A 16,744-nucleotide genomic window follows, 5' to 3' on the forward strand; every position below is an offset into this window, starting at 1 on the left:
CCCTAGTGATTGGCAAGGGGGCGCGCATGACCGACGACGACATCCAGACCGAAGAGCGCCCCGAGACCGACGAGAGCAGCTATCTGCTTGAGAAAAAGACGGTCGCGGCGATCCTGTATGCCGTAGACATCGGCGACGCCGCGCAGTTGACCGCGCTGATGGAGCCGCTGCACGCGGCCGACATCGCCGACCTTCTGGAACAGATCAACACCTACGACCGCCGCCGGCTGATCGCGCTCTATGGTCACGAGTTTGACGGCGACATCCTGTCGGAACTTGACGAGTCGATCCGCGAAGAGGTGATCGGCCTGCTGACGCCCGCGGTTCTGGCCGATGCCGTGCGCGAGTTGGACAGCGACGATGTGGTCGACCTGCTGGAGGATCTGGACGAGCCCCAGCAAGAGGCGATTCTGGGCGCGCTGGAAGAACCCGACCGTGTCGCCGTCGCGCAGGCGCTGAGCTATCCGGACTATTCCGCCGGTCGCCTGATGCAGCGCGAGGTGGTGGCCGCGCCCGAGCATTGGACCGTGGGCGACGCGATCGACTATCTGCGCAGCCATGACGGCCTGCCCGACCAGTTCTATCACGTGGTTCTCGTCGATCCGCGCATGCATCCGGTGGGCAATGTCACGCTGGGCAAGATCATGCGCTCGCGCCGGGATGTGAAGCTGGGCGATATCACCGAAGAGATCTTCAAGGTCATTCCAGTCGATCAGTACGAAGGCGATGTTGCCTATGCGTTCAACCAGTATCACCTGATTTCCGCGCCGGTGGTGGATGAGAACGGGCGGCTTGTCGGCCAGATCACCATCGACGATGCCATGGCCGTGCTGGACGAGGAACACGAGGAGGACATCCTGCGCCTTGCGGGTGTGAGCGATGAATCCTCGCTGTCGGATACCATCATCGAGGCCGCCAAGGGCCGGGCGACATGGCTGTTCGTGAACCTGTTGACCGCGATCCTTGCGTCTTTCGTGATCGAAAATTTCGCCGACGCGATCGATCAGCTTGTGGCGCTGGCGGTGCTGATGCCCATCGTCGCCTCGATGGGGGGCAACGCGGGCACCCAGACGATGACGGTGGCGGTGCGGTCGCTGGCCACCCGCGACCTGACGGCGCAGAACGCCCTGCGCGTGGTCTGGCGCGAGGTGGCGGTGGGTGCCATCAACGGCGCGCTGTTCGGGCTGATCATGGCCGGGGTCACGGCGGTGTGGTTCGGGGTGCCGATGCTGGCGGCGGTGATCGGTCTGGCGATGCTCTTCACGCAGGTCGCGGCGGCGCTGGGGGGCATCGTGATCCCGATGGCTCTGGACCGCGCCAAGATCGACCCGGCGCTGGCGTCGGGGCCGTTCGTGACGACGGTGACCGACGTGGTCGGCTTCTTCGCGTTCCTCGGGCTTGCCACGGTGGTGCTGCTGTGAGCCATGAGGCGCAAAAGGCCGCCGCACGGGCCGCAGCCTTTGCCCGACGCAAGGCGGCGTTCGATGCGCGGCCCGTGGGCCAGGCGGCGCATCTGTCGGGGGTTCTGGCGGGCTATCGTGGTGTGCCTTTGGCGGGCTACATGCCGATGCGCACGGAAATTGACCCCCTGCCCGCCATGGCCGAGGCTGCCGCCCACGGCCCCGTCGCCGTGCCGGTGATCATGGCCAGGGGCCAGCCGTTGCAGTTTGCCCGATGGCAGCCCGATTGCGCCATGCAGGATGGCCCGTTCGGTGCGCGGGTGCCGGTGTCGCAGGACTGGCTGGTGCCCGAGATCCTGATCGTGCCGCTGGTGGCGTTCTCGCGCAGCGGCGGGCGCTTGGGCTATGGCGGCGGGTTCTATGACCGCACCTTGCAGGGGCTGCGCGCGCGCGGCCCGGTGCTGGCCATCGGCTTTGCCTTTGCCGCACAGGAAGACGCCGACCTGCCGCTGGAACCCACAGATCAGCCGCTGGACATGGTGGTGACCGAGAAGGGCGTGATGACCTGCGCGTAATCCGCGTCAGGTTTCCAACGCCTTGGCGGTACGCTCGGCAAGGCCGACCCCGGCCTGGGACATCGTCAGATAGGTGAAATCCGCCCCGGCATCGATGATCTGCTGCCGATGCGAGTCGTGCATCGCGTGCGAAATGACTGGCCCGGTAAAGCCGCGCTTGCGCAGGCTGCGGGCGGCGATCAGCTTGGCCTCGATATCGTCCATCGCCAGGATCACCGCCTTGATACCGCCGATGTTGCAGCCGCTCCAGAAATTGCTGTCCTCGGCATCCGCGAACATCACGTTGCGCCCGGCCTCGACATGGGCCTTGGCCTTGTAGGTGTCGGCGTCCAGCCCCAGCAGCTTGAAATCCTGTTCTGCAAGATACTGATACGCAGCGGTTCCGGTGCGCCCCATACCAAAGATCAGCACATCGACATCGCCGATTTCCGTGGGCTGCTCGTCGGGATGCATGGTGTCGCGCTCGAACGCGCGCAACCGGTTTTCAAAGCGTTCATACAGCGGATGGGCAAAACGGTTGAGCGGGGCGGAAATCACAAACGAGATCGACACGGCAAGCGCCAGCGGCACCAGGTACTCGGGCAGCACGCCCGCCGCCACGATCAGCCCGAATTCCGAATAGGCCGTCAGGCTGAGCGCGCTCAGAAACGCGCTGCGCGCCCTGAGCTTGAAGGCGACAAGCAGGGCAAAGAACAACAGCCCCTTGAGAGACAGGGCAAGCCCGACCGCAACAGCAAAGGCAAAGGCGCCCCAATCGGGCAATCCGGTCAGGCCGATCTGGAGGAAGAAGCCGACAAGGAAAATCTCCTTGAGCGACCACAGCGACTCGCCAAGTTCCTTGGCGCGGCCATGGGTCGACAGCAGGACGCCCATCACCAGCGCACCGATTTCCGAGGACAGGCCCATCGCCTCGAACCCCATGCCGCCGATCACCAGCGACAGCATCATGCCCATCAGCACCAGCAGTTCGTCATGCCCGGCCAGATCAAGCAGCCGGTGCAGCGCGGGACGCAGCAGCGGCAGACCGAACACAAGAAGCGCCCAGATGTTCGGTGTCTGCCCCGACCACACCGCCAGCACCACAAGGGCAATGATATCCTGCACGATCAGGATGCCGATGGCCGTGCGCCCGTGAAACGCCCCCAGCTCGCGCTTGGTTTCCAGCAGCTTGGCGGCCAGAACCGTGGAAGAAAACGACAGCGCGATCCCCAGCAACAGCGCAGTGTTCCAGTCGAGCGCCATGAACAGCTTGAGGCCAAGCGTGAAGACACTTGTGCTGATCGCGAAATGCAGCAGCGCGCCGCCGATCACCTGCGGCTGGGCGATCTGCGCAAGCTTGAGTTTCAGACCAACGGTGAACAAGAGCATCAGCACGCCCAGATGCGCAATATGCTCCAGCGTCTCGCCGGTATAGGACGGCAGCCCCAGCGGCGGCCCGAAGATGTTGACGGCAAAGCCAGCGGCCAGGAAACCGACAAGCGGCGGCAGGCCGACCTGGCGCACCAACAGCCCGAAAAAGAACGCGAAACTGATGGTGATCACTTCGAACATGGTCGCGCCCTCTGGTCTGCTCCGGCATCCCTTATCTCATCCGCCTGTCAGCACAAGGATCAAGGGGAGCCACGCGCAAGCCCGGCCATTTGTGGCCAAACGGGCACGCCGATCCTGAGGGGTGTCGATCGGGCCCGTTCGCATGCAAAAAGGCCGGCCATGGGTGTGGCCGGCCCTTCACCATCTGTCCTGGCGGGTCCGTCAGCGCGAGGCGGCGAAATTCGCAACCGCGGCCTGCAGCACCTCTTGGGCCACATCGGCTTCTTCGAAACCCTGCCCCTCCATGCCGCCATCCGGCCCCTTGTAGTTGGCAAACCACAGGTCGATGATCTGGCTGACACCGGGGTATTCGGCATCCAGCTGCGCCATGGTTTCGATATGGGCAAAGGGCGAATCCTTGGCCAGAACCCCCAGCAGCTTGTCGTCCTGCTCGCCGCCGTCCAGCATCTTGAGCACGCCGATCACCCGCACATCCACGATCTGCCCGCGCGGTGCGGCCTGTCCCAGCACGATCACGTCCAGCGGGTCACCGTCGCCGCCCAGTTCCTTTGGCAGGGCGGTGCCCGGGATGGCACCATAGTTGCCCGGATAGCCCAGATAGTTGACCACGCGCGGCTGGCCGTCCTTGTATTCCCAGTACACGGCCTTGGGGTCGTCCTTGCTGACCTCCCATTTGGCCGATGTGCCGGTCGGGATCTCGACGATGGCGCGCACGGTGCCATCCGCGTTCATCGGGTCCATCTGCATCAGGTCCTCGGGGCCGACCATGGTGAAATCGTCGGTCGGGGTCATCGTGGCGGCGTGCGGGGTGGTATCGGAGAAGGCAAGCCCGCCCAGCGGATCGGCCTGCGCCATGGTGGTGGTCAGTGCCAGGCAGGTGATCGCGGTCAGAATCTGTGGTCTGGTCATCGGCTTGCTCCTTCATAAGATGCGCGATTGTTCGCGAAACTTCGTACCAGCCGAGTGTGACAGGTGGATCACAGGCAGCCGTTCGGACGGCCGCCGCGCCGCCCTTGGCGCAGGGGGGCGATGTTTGCGGTTTTCCCTCGCCGCTTCTCGCCTTATGTGACGATGAACACACACGATCGGACGCAAGCCATGGACCATTTCCTTTACCGCAACGGCGCGCTGCATGCCGAGGATGTGCCGCTGGCCGAGATTGCCGCCGCCGTGGGCACGCCGTTCTACTGCTATTCCACCGCCACGCTGACCCGGCATTTCCGCCTGTTCGACGAGGCGCTGGACGGAATGGACCATCTGGTCTGCTATGCGATGAAGGCGGCCAGCAATCTGGCGATCCTGCGCGTGCTGGCGGACCTTGGCGCGGGGATGGACGTGGTGTCTGGCGGCGAATACGCCCGCGCCCGCGCCGCCGGCGTGCCCGGCGACAGGATCGTGTTTTCCGGCGTGGGCAAGACCCGTGACGAGATGCACATGGCCCTGACCGGTGGCATCCGGCAGTTCAACGTCGAATCCGAGCCCGAGTTGCAGGCGCTGTCCGAGGTCGCGCTGTCGCTGGGCGTCGTGGCCCCGATCACCGTGCGAGTGAACCCGGATGTGGATGCGAAAACCCATGCCAAGATCGCCACCGGCAAGTCGGAAAACAAGTTCGGCATACCGATCGCGCGTGCGCGTGCCGTCTATGCCCATGCCGCCCGCCTGCCGGGCATCAAGGTGGTGGGCATCGACGTGCATATCGGCAGCCAGTTGACCGATCTGGCCCCGTTCCGCGCGGCCTATCGCAAGGTGGCCGAACTGACCGCGCAGTTGCGCGCCGACGGGCACACGATCACCCGGCTGGACCTGGGCGGCGGGCTTGGCATCCCCTATGCCCGCGACAATTCCGCGCCCCCCCTTCCGCTGGAATACGGCGCGATGATCCGCGAGGAACTGGGCCATCTGGGATGCGAGATCGAGATCGAGCCGGGCCGGCTGATCGCGGGCAATGCGGGTCTGATGGTGTCGCAGGTGATCTATGTGAAATCCGGCGAGGATCGTGACTTTCTCATCCTCGACGGGGCCATGAACGATCTGATCCGCCCGGCCATGTATGACGCCTGGCACGATATTGTGCCGGTGATCGAGCCTGCCCCGGGGGCCGAGCAGCATGTCTACGACGTGGTCGGCCCGGTGTGCGAATCCGGCGACACCTTTGCCAGGGGCCGTGCGCTGCCGCCGCTGGCGCAGGGCGATCTGGTCGCATTTCGCAGCGCCGGGGCCTATGGCGCGGTGATGTCGAGCGAATACAACACCCGCCCGCTGATCCCCGAAGTGCTGGTGAAAGGGGATCAATTCGCGGTTATCCGCCGACGCCCGACCTTTGACGAAATGCTGAATCGCGATACCATCCCCGAATGGCTGTGACGCGATAGGCGCGTCGCGCATCGGGAAAGGCCGCATGACCGTGACCCAACGCGACACCTCGAACGACACGTCCGGACAAAGCTGGGCACGCATGCGCCGATCCGTGGCGCTGACGCTCGGTGGGCTTTGGGCCGAACGGATCACCCATGCGTTCTGGCCGATCTGGACGGTGATATTCGTCTCTCTTGCCGCCCTGATGCTGGGCCTGCACGACAGCGCCCCGATCGAGGCCGTCTGGGCCGGGATGATGACCGCTGCTGGTGCGCTTGTGTGGTTCACCTGGCGTGGGGTGCAGGCGTTTCGCGCACCCACGCGCGCTCAGGCGCTGCAACGGATGGATGACCGCCTGCCCGGTCGCCCGATCAGCGCGTTGATGGACTCGCCCGCGATCGGCGGCAATGATCCGGCATCGCTGGCGCTGTGGCATGCGCACCAGGCCCGCGCGGCCACGGCCGCGCGCAGTGCCAATGCGGTCGAGCCTGACCTGCGCGTGTCGCGGCGTGATCCCTTTGCCCTGCGCTATGTCGCGGTTCTGGCGCTGGCGGTTGCGGTTCTGTTCGGGTCGATCCTGCGCGTCGGATCGGTGAGCGAGATGACACCGGGCAGTGGCCCTGCGCTGGCCACCGGCCCGGCATGGGAAGGCTGGATCGAGCCGCCGTCCTATACCGGCCTGCCCACGCTGTATCTGGCCGATCTTGGGGCAAACCGCGTCGAAGTGCCCGAGGGCGCGCGCGTGATCCTGCGGTTCTACGGCAAGGTCGGCGAATTGACGCTGGCCGAAACCGTGTCGGGCCGCACCGGCGATGTCACCCCGGCCTCGGACCCCGAGCAGGAATTCACCATCGCCTCGTCCGGCAGCCTGCGGATCGACGGGCCCGGCGGCAATGAATGGCAGATCGCCATGCGCCCCGATGCGGCCCCGCAGGTCGAGATCACGGGCGAGGCCGAAACCTCGGTCGAGGGGCAGATGACCCTGCCCTTCACCGCGCGCGACGATTACGGCGTTGTGGGCGGCACCGCGACCATCGCGCTGGATCTGGACGCGGTGGATCGTCGTCATGGTCTGGCGGCAGAACCCGAGGATCGCCCGGGGCTGGAGATTCCCGTGCCGCTGCCGATTTCCGGCAGCCGCACCGAGTTCACCGAACGGCTGGTCGACAACTTCTCGGAACACCCGTGGGCGCATCTGCCCGTGCGGCTGACCGTGACAGTCGAGGACGGGGCCGAACTGACCGGGCAAACCCTGCCCACGCAGATGAAGCTGCCGGCGCGGCGGTTTTTTGATCCGATGGCCTCGGCCCTGATCGAACAGCGGCGCGACCTGCTGTGGACGCGCGAGAACGGCCGACGGGTGGCGCAAATCCTGCGCACCATGTCGCACCGCCCCGAAGAGGGCGTATTCAAGCGCGAAACAGATTACCTGCGCCTGCGCGCGATCATCCGCGATCTCGAGGCCAACCTTGTGCATGGCGTGAGCACGGAAAAGCAGGAAGAACTGGCGCAGGCGCTGTGGGATCTGGCGATTGATCTGGAAGACGGCGATCTGGAAGACGCGCTGGAACGTCTGCGTCAGGCGCAGGAGCGGCTGCAACAGGCGATGAAGAACGGGGCCAGCGACGAGGAAATCGCCCGCCTGATGCAGGAACTGCGCGACGCCACCCGCGATTACATGCGCCAGAAGGCCCAGCAGGCCCAGCGCGAGAACGAGCAGGCCGAGCAGGATGGCCAGCCTGCCCCGAACGACGGGATCAACATGACGCAGGATGACCTGCAACGCATGATGGACCGCATTCAGGAACTTATGGAACAGGGCCGCATGGCCGAAGCCCAGCAGGCGCTGGAAGAGTTGCAGCGCATGCTGGAGAACATGGAAGTCCGGCAAGGTGAGGGCCAGGGCCAGCAATCGCAGGGCCAACAGGCGATGGAAGGTCTGGCAGAGACCCTGCGCGATCAGCAGGGGCTGTCGGATCAGGCGTTCCGCGACCTTCAGGAACAGTTCAATCAGGGTCAGCAGGGTCAGCAAGGGCAACAGGGCCAGCAGCCTGGCCAAGGCCAGCAGCAGGGTCAGGGCCAACAGCCCGGCCAGCAGCAGGGTCAGGGTCAAGGGCAAACTCCGGGCGAGGGTCAGCAGCAGGCCGAACCCGGCGAAGGTCAGGGACAGGGCGAAGGCGAAGGGCTGGAACAGTCGCTGGCCGACCGTCAGCAGGCCCTGCGGCAGGAGCTGGAGCGCCAGCGCGGGCAGCTTCCCGGTGTGGGCGGCGAGGCGGGCGAGGCCGCACGTGGCGCGCTGGACCGTGCAGACCGCGCGATGGACGGGGCCGAGCGCGCCCTGCGCGACGACGACCTGCCCGGCGCGATCGACCGTCAGGCCGAGGCGCTGGACGCCCTGCGCGAAGGCATCCGTAATCTGGGCGAGGCGTTGGCCGAGGACCAGCGCCAGCAGCAGGGCGGCGACAACACCCAGATGAGCGATGCCGAGGGCGCGCAGCGCGACCCGCTGGGCCGCGATCCCGGTTCCCGCGGGCAGAGCATGGATTCAGGCGACAACATGCTGCGGGGCGAGGATGTGAACCGCCGCGCGCGCGAGTTGCTGGACGAAATCCGCCGCCGCTCGGGCGAGACGGCGCGCAGCGAGGAAGAGCGCGATTACCTGCGGCGGTTGCTGGACCGGTTCTGAGGCTGGCCGGATGCCCTTTTCGATCTGACGGCGGCAACGACTCGACCCCGGTCGGTGTAGGCATCGCACCTTCTGCGCACGTGTTCGTGCAGGGGGTTGGTGCAGATGTGATGGGGTCCGACATACTCTTGCCCAGATTTTGGGCGATCCAGACGCCGTACTGTCTGATTGAGTGTGAGTTCCTGGCCAAGGATACGGCCCCAACACAAAGGACACCCACCGTGCAGCAGCAGAAAACCAAAGACCGGCCAGAAGACCCGATCCAGACCCCTGATGAAATCATCGCCAACGTTTTGCGGCGCCTGTCGCTGGTCGACAGCTCGCCCGAACCGGGGTTCAACCGGTTTACCCGTTTGGTATGCCATGTGGCGCACGTACGGATGGCAATGGTCACATTCGTGGAAGAACGCGCGAACCGTCAGTATTTCAAGGCCGCTCTTGGCTTGCCCGACGGGGTCACGGGAACGCCGCTGGAACAGTCCTTCTGCAAGATCGTGACACGCACCGGCAAGATGCTCGACGTGTCGGACGCCCGGACCGATGCGCGCGTTCAGGACAATCCGTCGATCGAGGAATTGGGCGTGCAGGCCTATCTGGGCGCACCGATCGTCGGCCCATCGGGCGAGGCGCTGGGATCCTTGTGTGCGGTGGACAAGGTGCCGCGCGACTGGAGCGACAACCAAAAGCGCGCCATGACCGATCTGGCCGCCTGCGTTTCGGATCATATCGCCCTGCGCCACGCGCGCCTGGCCTGACAGCGCGGCGGCTGCAAGGGTGCGCGCGGCCGCCCCGGAGCTGCATCTAGCCCAGCTTGCCGGGAACGCGGCCCGGGGTTGCGCATTGTTGATTGCATGAAGGGCACAGGCCAGACCGTTATCGCCCCCCTACGGTCGTGACAACAGGTCGGCCGGAATCTGCGCGATTTGCAGGATGGAGGTTGTGATGCCGAACGAGCCAAAACACGCCAAGGAAAAGCGCCCGGACCCGGGACCGCGCCGCAACGCCAAGGGCGATCACGAAGGGTCGGCGCACAGCCCGGACGAGTTCGATGTCCTGAACCCGAAAAAGCAGGGGATGGACAAGGAAAAATCACGGCGCAGGGCCAAGACGGCATCCGACAAGACGTAGCCCGCTTCGCCATCGGAGTACCTGCGACCGGTTCCGTTCGGACACGGTCAGATGGATGGAACACAGGTAGGGCTGGTGCGTTTCTCCTACAGCACTTCAGCAAGGAGATTATCATGAACGATCAAGACATCACCGCATTCTGGGACCGACTGTCAGATGTGAATGCCGGGTTTCTGGGGACGCAAAGCGGCGCCGCCCGCATGGTGCCCATGTCGCATCAACTGCGCGACGGCGACGCGACGATCTGGTTCATCAGCGCCCGTGACACCGATCTGGCCGAGGCTGCGGAACAGGGCAGCACGGCGGCCACCTATGTGGTCGGTGAAGGGTCCGAGGGTCTTTACGCGGTGATCGAAGGCAAGCTGATCCAGAACAACGACCCGGCCCTGCGCGACGAGCTTTGGTCGACCGTGGCCGACAGCTGGTTTGAAGGCGGCAAGGACGACCCCAAGGTCTGTATCCTCGGCCTTGTGCCCCAGACCGCCGAAGTCTGGCTGACGCCGAAATCGGGGCTGAGCTTTGCCTTCAATATCGCCAAGGCGCAATTGACGGGCGAGCACCCCGATATGGGCAGCCATGGCGCCGAGTCGGCGGCAGACCTGGAGCGTCTGCGCAAATCCGCTTGAGACTTCGTGCCGGGACGGAGCAGCCATCAACAGGCTGCTCCGAAAAGGGTTCAAAACACAGGCTCCGGTGACGGGGCCTGCGGCATGTGCGTGGCGGCATCCAGCTCAATCACCCGTTGTCGTTGTTTCGGGCGCGGTGGGCGTTCCCGTCCCTGTGTCATCGACGGGCGTATTCTGATCGTCGATCTGCGTGCTGTCGCTTTGCGGATTATCGACCATCCCGGTATCGGCGGACAGCCAATACACGATCAGGATCACGGCGAGCACGACGACGACCGCAATCGCGATCATCGGCATGCGGCTTTTCTGGGGGTCGCTGGCAGGTTTACGGTTTGTTCCGGGGTCGGACATGGCAAGCTCTTTTCCATTCTGGAAGCGGGACATGCCCACCTCGCGTGAAGCGTGAAGGAAGGCGCGCGGGCGCGCGCCTTCCTGCGGTGTCACAGGTCTTCCGTCGCGGCGCAGATCTCTTCCATCTGCTCCATCGTCACGTTCATCGGAGCGTCGTCGGCATCCGAAGCGTCGGAAGTTGCATCGCCGGACTGCGACGTGTCGCTGGAACTGTCCATCGTGGTCGCGGTGCTGTCAGATGCGTCGCTGTCGTCGGACTGTGCCGAGTAGGCAGCGCAATCGCGGCGGATCATTTCCTTGTCTTCGTCAGACAGGTCTTCCCACGCGCTGGCGATCTCGGATTCCGAGCGGACGGTGGTGCCGTCTTCGCCGAGCAGTGCCGAACCAAGCGATGTGGACCAGTCGCTGCCAAAGCTGCCCGACATCATGCCGGTATCGCCCGTGGTCGTGCTGGTGGTTTGTGCGATGGCACCGCCGGCGGCCAGGTGTGCGGCCACGGCAAGGGTAAGAAATGTGCGTTTCATGGTCATCTCCGAGGTTGTTGGTCTTTGTCGGTTTTCTGGGTTCGCCATTGGCTGTCCCATGCCCAAGCAACCGATTGCCCCACCGTTCGTTCCCGTGAAAACTACCATAGGTGGTTTCGATAGGCGGGTTGCCGCCGGAACTCAGGGAGCCAGCGCGCGTTTCATCTTGAGCAGATGACCAAGGAGAGCCCCATGCCCGACAAGGACACAGCGCCCGTTACGGATCGGATGAACGGCGTTGATGCTGCATCACGGACGGTGCCTGAGCGCGCGGGCCGTGCCAGAGACTGGCGGGCAGGCAAGCGACCGGGGGGTGGCGTCACGCGGCATGCGCGGTTGGCATGAACGGCCAGCCCCTGTCGTCTGTCGTGCAAGACATCAGCGTCGAGGAACGCGCCGCCATAGAGGGTGCCGTCGCACGGGCGCTGGCGGCCTGCGATGAAACCGGCAAGGCCGGGATTGCGGCCAGCATCCTGCACGGTGGCACGATCATCGCGACGGGCGAGAACGAGGTGCATCTGCAATCCGATCCCACCAAACACGCCGAAATGGTGGCCATCGCGCGCGCCGCACAGGTGCTTGCCAGCACAGGCCTGTCGGAATGCGTCATGATCTCGACCCTGCAACCTTGCGAAATGTGTCTGGCCGCCATGCGGTTCGCCGGAATAAGGCGCGTGATCTTCGCCGCGACACAGGCCCGCGTCGCGCCCAAATACTTTGTCTTTCCGCATCTGAGCGTCGCGGATTTTCAGGGTGACCGCGACTTTGAAGCCATAGGCGGGATCTGCGAGGATCGCATCCTGCATCTTTACGTCACAGGAGAGGAGTGACCATTTCATGCCCAGACTGTTATCAATTCTCGAGACGGCCCTTTATGTCGATGATCTGGATCGGGCCTCGGCCTTCTATGAAGATGTGATGGGCCTGACATCCCTGCATTCGGATGACCGGATGCGGGCCTATGACGTCAACAAACGCAGCGTGCTGCTGCTGTTCATCCGGGGCGGCACGACCGAGCCGGTGCAGACCGGCGGCGGGGTGATCCCCCCGCATGATGCCTCGGGGCAGATTCACATGGCCTTTGCGATTTCCCCCGATGATCTGGACGCCTGGCGCGCGCATCTGGCGGATCATGACGTTGTCATCGAAGGCACGTCAGACTGGCACCGGGGCGGGCACAGCCTGTATTTTCGCGATCCCCACGGCAACTTGCTGGAACTGGCGACCACTCCGGGGCTTTGGGAGGGGTTCTGAGCACAAGATCGCCCAAGATCGTCATGGAACGAATGGGCGACTGGCTGGTTTCATGCCAAACGGAAAGAGGAACCCCGACCATGCCCAACGAGATCCTTTCTACGCCAACCCCGGTCGAGCAAGCCGCCCACGACACGCTGATTGCCAACCTTCGCAACGCGCACGCGCTGGAGAAACAGGTGATCGCGGTGCTTGAGGCGCAGCTTAAGCATGTGGACGAATATCCCGATCTACATGCCCGACTGACCGAGCACGTCGCCGAAACCCGCGAGCAGGCGCAGCGCCTGGAAACCGGGCTCGAGGCCTGCGGCGAGTCGCCGTCGGTGATCAAGGACACCTTCCTGAGCATGATGGGGATGAGCCAGTCTTCGGTTCAGGGCCTGAGCGAAGATGCCGTTCTCAAGGCGCTTGCCGCCGACATGATGACCGAACATCTGGAAATCGCGACATACCGCAGTCTGATCGTGCTGGCCAAAATGGCGGGCAAACCCGAACTTTGCGCCCGACTGGAAGAGTCACTGCGCGAGGAAGAGGCCATGGCCGACTGGTTCGACCAGAACCTTGAGCAGATCACGCGGCGCTACGTCGAGATCAAGGCGGCCGAGGCGCGCCCTGACGACACCAAGGCGGCCGGTCGAGAGTGACAGAACACGATCTGGCAAACCCTTGGGGCCATCGCCACAAGGCGATCCGACGCCAAGCGCCCAACGGCTCCCGGGAGCATGACCGGACAGTCTTCGGAACCTTGACACAAGCCACGGTGCCGCAAGTCATCGCGGGCAAAGGCTCCTACATACCTCAGGAGCCAAGTTCGGCATAAGGCAAGCCAATCCGTTCCCGATCCATGGCGGTTCCCGCACCGATCCCTTGCCAGAGGCCGGAAGGCAATTTTGCGCCAGGGCGAATATGGGCTATGTGTGACGCATGCAATTCAAGTCGCCCAATCTTGCCGCACTGCGACAAAGCCGGTTCGGGCCGGCCTTGATCGGTATCGGTCAGTTCGCCGCCTTCGCGGTCCGCAGGTTTTTTGCCGAACGGCTGACGGCTGCCGCGGCCTCGCTGACCTATTCGACGCTACTGGCCATCGTGCCCCTTCTGGTCATCGCATTCGCGATCCTGTCGGGCTTTTCCGCCTTTGACGCGGTCAAGGAACGCATGCAGGAGGTTTTCCTGTCAGCTGTCGTGCCCGAAGCCGGGGCCGCGATCGAGGAATACATCGCCAACTTCACGAGAAACGCCAACAATCTGACGGCCGTGGGCATCGTTGCGCTGGCTGTCACGGCGCTTCTGCTGCTGTCGACCATCGAACACACGCTCAACCGTATCTGGCATGTCGAGCGTCCCCGCCCGGTTCTGGTGCGGTTTCTGATCTTCTGGGCCATCCTGACGTTGGGCCCGCTGCTGATCGGCGGCAGCTTCACGCTGACCTCGGACCTGATGAACCTGGCGGGCCGGGTCGAGATACTGAATACCGGCGGCACGATCTATGCGTCACGCCTGCAGGAAACCTGGCTGGTCAACACGCTGATCAGCATCGCGATCAACATCATCGGCTTTACCGCGCTGTTCGTTCTGGTCCCTGCCCGGCGGGTCAGAATATGGCATGCCGCTGTCGGGGCCAGCCTGGCCGCGATTGCGTTCGAAATCCTGTCCTGGGGGTTCAACTCGTTTCTCACCTCGGGGTCCAGCTACGAGACGATCTATGGCGCGCTGGCAGCCGTGCCGGTGTTTCTGATCTGGATCTACACCTCGTGGATGGTGATCATCCTTGGCGCGGTCGTGGCCGCATCCATCCCTGATTGGCTGATCGCGCGCACCGCCGTCCCCACCGGGGCGCTGCGCCCGTCCGACAGGCTGGCGATCGCGGTCACGTTGCTGGCCAAGCTGCACCGTCAGGCCCAAAGCGGCGGCATGCTGGACGAACAGCGCCTGGTCGATGCCGTCCCGCTTGAGGCGCGGGACGAGATTTTCGATGCGCTGCTCAGGTCTGGATACCTGTCCCAGACCGAGGACAGTTGCGTAGCACTTGCCCGCGACATGTACACCACGACTGTCTTTGATCTGGCCAACGACCTGAAACTGCCGCTTGGCGTCAAACCGGACCGTGACAGCGCGATCCCCGACGAGATTGTCGAGCGTCTGGCCGCCGAAACAACCGCCACCCGCGCGATGCTGGAACGGCTGCACGAGGCCGAGGTCGACATCCTGTCGTCACCTCTGGCGCATGTCCTGTCCCCGACGGATGACGACAAGGTCATCGCCCGGGTCGGCAAGCCCGCGCGACGGTCGCTGCCGTGAGTACGATGCGCCCGCGCCGCCTTGATGGTCGCCTTGGTCGGTGAACCTGCCGCGGGTCAGCGGGTGCCTCACCGGATTTTGTATCGGATCGCGTTGACCTCGTCACGATTCCAGATAGCCTGAGGGGCCGAAATCGACACGCGCATGGCCGTTCGCGACACTTGGTTGCGTAGCCGGTCTTGCGCCAAGAACAAAATTGAGCACGGAGACATTGGGGCATGCTGCGATTTTTCACGAGTTTTCTCGTTTCACTGCTGCTGACGTTCAGCCTTGGCCTTGCGCAGGAAAGCCCGGGTACAGCTGCTGAAGCCAATGGCCCGTCCAGCGTCGATCTGCTGATCGACGTGATCGAGGATGACGCGGCGCGCACCGAGCTGATCGAACGCCTGCGTGCGACCGGCATTGCAGACGATACCCCGCCCAGCGAAGAGATCGTCGATACGCTCGCCCGTGGCGAAGCACCGCCCGACAACCTGTCTTTCGGACGGCAGATTGCCCTGATCACCCAGGCCGCGGCCGAGGATATTTCCGCCTGGGCCACGGGGTTCTGGGCTCAGTTGACCCGCGCACCCGACGTTTTTGACGGTCTCAGCGGTGACGAGGTCAGCGTGCTGATCGGCGCGTTATCGGAACTGGCGCTGGTGATCGCCAGCACCGTGATCGCCTTTGTGGTGTTGCGATGGTTCGGCAAGTCGCTTTACGCCCGAATGAGCGCCTCGGCCCGGGATGGCGGCATGGCGCGAACGGCCATGCTTTTCGTCATGTCCGCCCTGATCGACGCGGTGATCGTCGTCATCGCCTGGGCGGCGGGCTATGCGCTTGCGATCCTTGCCATCGGTGATTTCGGGCAGATCGGCATCCGGCAGACGCTGTATCTCAACGCGTTTCTGCTGGTGGAGATGGCCAAGGTCGTGGTCAGGCTTGTGCTGTCGCCCTCGGCCACGTCGCTCAGGCCGCTGCCGATCAGCGATCTCGCGGCGGCCTATCTGTCGGCACGCATCAACCTGATCGTCGGCGTCGTGGGTTACGCGCAGCTTCTGATCGTGCCGATCCTCAACAGCAACATCTCGTTCGCGGCCGGTCGGGCGGTGTCGGCGCTGGTGGCGTTCGCGGTGCTGGCCTTTGCCATCGGGCTGGTGCTGCGCAACCGCAAACCCGTGGCCGACTGGCTGCTTGGCGGGCAAGAGCCTGCCGTCACCACTCCGGACCCGGTGGCAGGCATGAACGAGCCGGTTGCGGTCGATCCGGTGCAGACCGCGGTGCCGGATCAGACCGCCCTGCCCCGGCGCCGCCGGAGACGCGGCGCGCTGGAATATCTGGCACGGCACTGGCACTGGCCGATGCTGGCCTACCTGCTGGCGATGTTCGTCATCGTGCTGCTGCGCCCCGGCAATGCCGTCTTTCAGGCCTTCGCGACATCAGGGCAGGTCGTGATCGTCGGTCTGCTTGGCTTTGCGACATCCGGGTTCATCAGCCGCGTGATGGCGCGCGGGGTGATCCTGCCGCCCGAGTTGTCGCAAAGGGTGCCGTTGCTTCAGGGGCGGCTGAACGCGTTTGTTCCCAAGACGCTTTTGATCGTGCGGGCACTCATCTTCCTGCTGGTGGTGCTGGTGGCCGTCAACGCCATCGGCCTGATCGACCTGCGCGCCTGGATGGTCAGCCAGTTCGGCCTGCGGCTGACCGGCATGATCCTGTCCGTGTCGCTGGTGCTGCTGATCTCGTTCGGGATCTGGCTGGCCCTGTCGTCGTGGCTGGATTACCGGCTGAACCCGGAATTCGGCAGCGTGCCCACCGCGCGCGAGCGGACATTGCTGACGCTTTTGCGCAACGCCGCGACCATCGCCCTGATCGTCATCACCGTGATGTTCGTGCTGGCCGAGGTCGGTCTGGACATCGCGCCGCTTCTGGCCTCTGCCTGTGAATCGGCATGCAAAAGTGACCCACTTGGGTGGGTTATGATCATCTAAAACTGACCCACCTGCATTGTTAACATCCG

At 64.4% G+C, this 16,744-nt stretch carries 16 protein-coding genes; 12 read left to right on the forward strand and 4 right to left on the reverse strand.

The window, feature by feature from the left end; translation table 11 throughout:
- Window positions 1–26 precede the first annotated feature (26 nt).
- Window positions 27–1,421: a magnesium transporter gene (gene mgtE, locus ACFTOW_RS15990; protein WP_379917499.1), complete on the forward strand. Its 1,395-nt coding sequence runs from the start codon at window positions 27–29 to the stop codon at window positions 1,419–1,421.
- On the forward strand, window positions 1,418–1,975 hold the full coding sequence (locus ACFTOW_RS15995; protein WP_379917501.1) for a 5-formyltetrahydrofolate cyclo-ligase: 558 nt from the start codon (window positions 1,418–1,420) through the stop codon (window positions 1,973–1,975). The genes mgtE and ACFTOW_RS15995 overlap by 4 nt, the downstream gene beginning before the upstream one ends.
- Before the next feature lie 6 nt (window positions 1,976–1,981).
- Here the strand turns inward: ACFTOW_RS15995 and ACFTOW_RS16000 are convergent, their stop codons facing one another.
- Both ACFTOW_RS16000 and ACFTOW_RS16005 read right to left on the reverse strand, forming a co-directional pair.
- Complete coding sequence (locus ACFTOW_RS16000; protein WP_379917503.1) at window positions 1,982–3,526, reverse strand: cation:proton antiporter domain-containing protein; 1,545 nt, start codon at window positions 3,524–3,526, stop codon at window positions 1,982–1,984.
- Between the two features lie 201 nt (window positions 3,527–3,727).
- Entirely contained in the window at window positions 3,728–4,435 is a 708-nt protein-coding gene (locus ACFTOW_RS16005) for an inorganic diphosphatase (protein WP_379917506.1), read from the reverse strand.
- A gap of 189 nt (window positions 4,436–4,624) precedes the next feature.
- Between ACFTOW_RS16005 and lysA the strand changes: the two genes are divergently transcribed.
- From lysA to ACFTOW_RS16030, 5 genes are all read left to right on the forward strand, one after another.
- Window positions 4,625–5,890, forward strand: a complete 1,266-nt coding sequence (gene lysA, locus ACFTOW_RS16010; protein ID WP_379917508.1) for a diaminopimelate decarboxylase — start codon at window positions 4,625–4,627, stop codon at window positions 5,888–5,890.
- Window positions 5,891–5,924: 34 nt separating this feature from the next.
- Window positions 5,925–8,567, forward strand: a complete 2,643-nt coding sequence (locus tag ACFTOW_RS16015) for a TIGR02302 family protein (RefSeq protein ID WP_379917510.1) — start codon at window positions 5,925–5,927, stop codon at window positions 8,565–8,567.
- A gap of 221 nt (window positions 8,568–8,788) precedes the next feature.
- Window positions 8,789–9,322, forward strand: a complete 534-nt coding sequence (locus tag ACFTOW_RS16020) for a GAF domain-containing protein (RefSeq protein ID WP_379917512.1) — start codon at window positions 8,789–8,791, stop codon at window positions 9,320–9,322.
- A gap of 187 nt (window positions 9,323–9,509) precedes the next feature.
- The gene (locus ACFTOW_RS16025) at window positions 9,510–9,695 is read left to right on the forward strand and encodes a hypothetical protein (RefSeq protein WP_379917514.1); all 186 of its coding nucleotides are present in this window, start codon (window positions 9,510–9,512) and stop codon (window positions 9,693–9,695) included.
- A 113-nt stretch (window positions 9,696–9,808) separates the two neighbouring features.
- The gene (locus ACFTOW_RS16030) at window positions 9,809–10,321 is read left to right on the forward strand and encodes a pyridoxamine 5'-phosphate oxidase family protein (RefSeq protein ID WP_379917516.1); all 513 of its coding nucleotides are present in this window, start codon (window positions 9,809–9,811) and stop codon (window positions 10,319–10,321) included.
- Between the two features lie 105 nt (window positions 10,322–10,426).
- Here ACFTOW_RS16030 and ACFTOW_RS16035 read toward each other — a convergent pair whose 3' ends face one another.
- Window positions 10,427–10,765 (reverse strand): hypothetical protein, encoded by a 339-nt coding sequence (locus tag ACFTOW_RS16035; RefSeq protein ID WP_379917518.1) that lies wholly within the window; start codon window positions 10,763–10,765, stop codon window positions 10,427–10,429.
- Window positions 10,762–11,196: a hypothetical protein gene (locus ACFTOW_RS16040; protein WP_379917520.1), complete on the reverse strand. Its 435-nt coding sequence runs from the start codon at window positions 11,194–11,196 to the stop codon at window positions 10,762–10,764. The genes ACFTOW_RS16035 and ACFTOW_RS16040 overlap by 4 nt, the downstream gene beginning before the upstream one ends.
- A gap of 341 nt (window positions 11,197–11,537) precedes the next feature.
- On the opposite strand from ACFTOW_RS16040, the gene ACFTOW_RS16045 reads away from it, so the two are divergent.
- The 5 genes from ACFTOW_RS16045 to ACFTOW_RS16065 all read left to right on the forward strand — a co-directional run bounded on the left by ACFTOW_RS16045 (window position 11,538) and on the right by ACFTOW_RS16065 (window position 16,715).
- Window positions 11,538–12,026, forward strand: a complete 489-nt coding sequence (locus ACFTOW_RS16045) for a nucleoside deaminase (protein ID WP_379917522.1) — start codon at window positions 11,538–11,540, stop codon at window positions 12,024–12,026.
- Between the two features lie 7 nt (window positions 12,027–12,033).
- Entirely contained in the window at window positions 12,034–12,450 is a 417-nt protein-coding gene (locus tag ACFTOW_RS16050) for a VOC family protein (RefSeq protein WP_379917524.1), read from the forward strand.
- Between the two features lie 32 nt (window positions 12,451–12,482).
- Window positions 12,483–13,094 (forward strand): DUF892 family protein, encoded by a 612-nt coding sequence (locus tag ACFTOW_RS16055; protein ID WP_379917526.1) that lies wholly within the window; start codon window positions 12,483–12,485, stop codon window positions 13,092–13,094.
- A gap of 280 nt (window positions 13,095–13,374) precedes the next feature.
- Complete coding sequence (locus ACFTOW_RS16060; protein ID WP_379917528.1) at window positions 13,375–14,748, forward strand: YihY family inner membrane protein; 1,374 nt, start codon at window positions 13,375–13,377, stop codon at window positions 14,746–14,748.
- Window positions 14,749–14,966: 218 nt separating this feature from the next.
- Window positions 14,967–16,715 carry a mechanosensitive ion channel protein MscS gene (locus tag ACFTOW_RS16065; protein ID WP_379917530.1) on the forward strand — a complete coding sequence of 583 codons (1,749 nt, stop codon included), beginning with the start codon at window positions 14,967–14,969 and terminating at the stop codon, window positions 16,713–16,715.
- Window positions 16,716–16,744: the final 29 nt, after the last annotated feature.

The organism is Lacimonas salitolerans (assembly GCF_042677865.1).
In the GTDB taxonomy this organism is placed as follows: Bacteria; Pseudomonadota; Alphaproteobacteria; order Rhodobacterales; family Rhodobacteraceae; genus Lutimaribacter; species Lutimaribacter salitolerans.

Coding starts and splice junctions, on each gene's coding strand:
- mgtE (WP_379917499.1), top strand. CDS start 27: ATGACCGACGACGACATCCAGACCGAAGAGCGCCCCGAGACCGACGAG.
- ACFTOW_RS16000 (WP_379917503.1), bottom strand. CDS start 3,526: ATGTTCGAAGTGATCACCATCAGTTTCGCGTTCTTTTTCGGGCTGTTG.
- ACFTOW_RS16005 (WP_379917506.1), bottom strand. CDS start 4,435: ATGACCAGACCACAGATTCTGACCGCGATCACCTGCCTGGCACTGACC.
- lysA (WP_379917508.1), top strand. CDS start 4,625: ATGGACCATTTCCTTTACCGCAACGGCGCGCTGCATGCCGAGGATGTG.
- ACFTOW_RS16015 (WP_379917510.1), top strand. CDS start 5,925: ATGACCGTGACCCAACGCGACACCTCGAACGACACGTCCGGACAAAGC.
- ACFTOW_RS16025 (WP_379917514.1), top strand. CDS start 9,510: ATGCCGAACGAGCCAAAACACGCCAAGGAAAAGCGCCCGGACCCGGGA.
- ACFTOW_RS16030 (WP_379917516.1), top strand. CDS start 9,809: ATGAACGATCAAGACATCACCGCATTCTGGGACCGACTGTCAGATGTG.
- ACFTOW_RS16040 (WP_379917520.1), bottom strand. CDS start 11,196: ATGAAACGCACATTTCTTACCCTTGCCGTGGCCGCACACCTGGCCGCC.
- ACFTOW_RS16045 (WP_379917522.1), top strand. CDS start 11,538: ATGAACGGCCAGCCCCTGTCGTCTGTCGTGCAAGACATCAGCGTCGAG.
- ACFTOW_RS16050 (WP_379917524.1), top strand. CDS start 12,034: ATGCCCAGACTGTTATCAATTCTCGAGACGGCCCTTTATGTCGATGAT.
- ACFTOW_RS16055 (WP_379917526.1), top strand. CDS start 12,483: ATGGGCGACTGGCTGGTTTCATGCCAAACGGAAAGAGGAACCCCGACC.
- ACFTOW_RS16060 (WP_379917528.1), top strand. CDS start 13,375: ATGCAATTCAAGTCGCCCAATCTTGCCGCACTGCGACAAAGCCGGTTC.
- ACFTOW_RS16065 (WP_379917530.1), top strand. CDS start 14,967: ATGCTGCGATTTTTCACGAGTTTTCTCGTTTCACTGCTGCTGACGTTC.